Source organism: Gemmatimonadota bacterium (assembly GCA_026706345.1).
Lineage (GTDB): Bacteria > JAAXHH01 > JAAXHH01 > JAAXHH01 > JAAXHH01 > JAAXHH01.
In genome coordinates this window covers 1-3,036 of record JAPOYX010000099.1, presented here as the reverse complement: position 1 = coordinate 3,036, position 3,036 = coordinate 1, and the positions used below count along the sequence as shown (strand labels likewise).

3 protein-coding genes are annotated in these 3,036 nt (G+C 60.6%); 1 reads left to right on the top strand and 2 read right to left on the bottom strand.

What is annotated here, in order from left to right; translation table 11 throughout:
- Positions 1–1,121: NAD(P)/FAD-dependent oxidoreductase (locus OXG98_07385; protein ID MCY3771825.1), on the bottom strand; the 1,121-nt coding region annotated here is incomplete at its 3' end.
- Between the two features lie 160 nt (positions 1,122–1,281).
- Here OXG98_07385 and OXG98_07380 point away from each other — a divergent pair.
- Entirely contained in the window at positions 1,282–2,112 is an 831-nt protein-coding gene (locus OXG98_07380) for a glutathione S-transferase family protein (GenBank protein MCY3771824.1), read from the top strand.
- A gap of 200 nt (positions 2,113–2,312) precedes the next feature.
- Here the strand turns inward: OXG98_07380 and OXG98_07375 are convergent, their stop codons facing one another.
- Positions 2,313–2,810, bottom strand: a complete 498-nt coding sequence (locus tag OXG98_07375; protein ID MCY3771823.1) for a cupin domain-containing protein — start codon at positions 2,808–2,810, stop codon at positions 2,313–2,315.
- Positions 2,811–3,036: the final 226 nt, after the last annotated feature.

The window sequence follows — 3,036 nt, the reverse complement described above, 5'->3', positions numbered from 1 at the left end:
CTCCAGGAGGCGCGCTTCCCGGCCACGGCCTTGGCAACAAGTTCCGCGATCGCCAACGATGACGTGAGCCCCGGCGATTCGATGCCGTACAGGTTGACCAGCCCCGGTATCCCATGCGCGGCCGGTCCCTGGATCATGAAGTCGCCCGGCGGATCGCCGGGGCGGATGAGCTTGGTGCGCACGCCGACGTATCCGGGCGCCAGCCGGTCGCGGTCCACCCCGGGCCAATAGGTGCGGATGGCGTCGTGGAATCGGTCCCGGCGCGACTCGTCCACCGAGTAGTCGGGCGCGTCGATCCACTGGACGTCCGGACCGAATCGCGCCTGGCCATTGAGATCGAGGGTGACGTGCACGCCCAGTCCGCCGGGTTCCGGCACCGGGTACACCAGGTGGCGAAACGGGTGTTTGCCCCGGTAGACGAAGTAGTTGCCCTTGGCGAAACGTATGCGGGGGACAAGCCGCTGCGGCAGGCCGTCGATGCGCCGCGCAACGTGTTCCGCGGCCAGTCCGGCAGAGTTGATCACCGTCCTTGCCTTGACTTCGACCGGTTCGCCCGCCGATCGGATGCGCAATCTGAAGCCTTCCTCGTCCGCCTGCCCTCGCAAAAACTCGCATCGCAGGGCGAGGGTTCCTCCGGCTGCCTCCAGGTCGCCCTGAAACGACATCATCAGTCCGTGACTGTCGACAATTCCGGTGGAGGGTGAAATCAGGGCCGATGTGCAAACCACCGCGGGCTCCAGTCTTGCCACCCCGGCCCGGTCCATGATCGTCAGATCGTCGACTCCGCTTGCCTGCCCCTGGGCCTGGATCGCTTCCAGTTCCGCGTGTTGGGTTTCGTTCGCCGCGACGATCAACTTGCCGCAGCGCCGATGGCGGATCGATCGGTCCCGGCAGTAGCGGTACAGCAGTTTCTTGCCACGAACGCACAGCTTCGCTTTCAGACTATCCGGAGGGTAGTGGATACCTGCGTGTATGACTTCGGAATTGCGCGACGACGTTTCTTCGCCGATCCCTTCATTTCGCTCGATCACGAGCACGTCGCGGCCATCGATCGCCATCGCCCGGGCGATGGCGAGACCCACGACGCCCGCACCGATCACTACTGCCTCCTGTGACTCCATGGGCGGATACTAGCGACCCGAGGGCGCATCCGCGAGTCGTCCGCGTTCTCAGACGACGATCCGGCAACTCAAGTGCAGGGGAACCGTCGAGGTCGTCGTGTTGGCCATTCTGCACAACGATTAGGGTATTCTGAGCGCACCAACCCAGGAGAACCTTCAATTGAACAATCCCAGGTACTGGGCTTCCCAGTGGTATGCGACGAAGTTTGCCGAAGAGCCTTGGCCGGGGGGGTGGTATTGGCACGATCAGCAATACAACTGGCACGGTCCCTACGAATCCGAGCGTGACGCCGCGGTCGCATTGAAGGGCCACCGGGCGCAGGAGCGCGAAGCCAGCGACGCGCATGAGCGATCGCGGCCGCAATTCGAACTCTACTATCATCCGCTGTCGACGTATTCGCAGAAGGTCCTGATAGCCATTTACGAGAAGGGGCTTGTGTTCAAGCCCCATATCGTCAACCTGATGGCGGAAGGGGAACGGGAGCGGTACCGCAAGATCTATCCCCTCGGAAAGATCCCGTTGATCGTCCTCAATCATGGTCCGCTCATACCGGAGTCCAGCATCATCATCGAGTATCTCGAGAGCCTGGGCGGTGCGCCGCTGATTTCGACCAATTCCGACGTAGCGCGCAAGACGCGGTTCAAGGATCGGTTCATCGACTTCTACCTGACCGATTCCGTAATTACGTTGTTCAGCGAAAGCCGCAAGCCGGAGGACGAGCGCGACACCGGAAAAATCGAAACGGCTCGCTATCGTTCAAAGGCGGTGTACGATTTTCTGGAATACGAATTGACCGAAAGCGAGTGGGCCAACGGGGACGAGTTTTCGCTGTCGGACTGTGCGGCCGGGGCAGCGTTTTGCTACGCCGCGAAGTACATGCCTTACAACAGGTATCCTAAAGATACAGCGTATGCCGAGCGATTGGCGGAACGGCCTTCGGTCAGGCGCGTTCGCGAAGAGGTGGCGGCACGCCTGGACAATATTGCCTGAGCGGTTTAATCGGTGGGTACGCGACCGACTGCTCCGGCCCAAAAGCTGTCTCGATTTCATCAGCCCCGAACTGGCCTCTGGATCGGGCCGCTAGCGCAGTGACAGCCCGTTTTGATCCAACCGCCAGACCAGTAGATTTCGAAGGCCAACGTCATTCGGCCAGTGCAGCTTCGGCGCACCTATGGCAGACATGGCAAATGTCAGGGCTGATACGTTAGATCCTGGATCGAAGGATCGACAAAAAAGTAGTCCGCCGGTCCATCGCGCCTCGCGAGGAGAACGACGTCAGCGTTCGACGGCACCTTGTAACCGTGAGGCATTCTGGCAGGGAGGATGATGTAGCTGCCTGCGTCGGCCGTGTACAACTTGCCGCCGAGCGTGACGTCGACCGATCCTTCCAGCACGACCAGTGTCTCCGTGTAGGTGTGCCAGTGCATCGCAAATTCTGAACCGGCCGGGAAGCGGGAAAAGTAGATTGGACCACCTGTCTGCGGATCGGTGGCAATCGGGGCGTTCCTCCGACCGGCCGGGAAACCGGGAATGTTTGTCGATGGCCCCCAATCGGCAGCTCCCCAGTGCATAACGAGAGGGTCGAGGGTTTCCGGCGTGTCCTGTGCGGTCACTACAACTGTGGTCACTACAGCGCCCGTTGCGATCAACAGCAGCGCACTCAGTCCCAGTTTCTGCGTTCCTGTCATGCGCTTGTTCCTCCAGTCTGGCGAATTCTGTGGAGAACGGGTCGGTGTCGTTTCGGACCACATTCTGCGTCTGTGCCGTTCGACCGTCAAGGATCTGGCCGACCAGCGATCGAAGACCGCTACGATCGCAGATCGATGATTCCCTGAGTGGGCGAATTCGTCACGCGCGCCATGATCTGCTCGTCAGATAGTTTCCCTGTTATTTGATAGCTATTTCATTGAAAAT

What these genes read in the sequence shown, in the direction of transcription:
- OXG98_07375 (MCY3771823.1), bottom strand. Translation starts at nt 2,810, where the DNA reads ATGACAGGAACGCAGAAACTGGGACTGAGTGCGCTGCTGTTGATCGCA.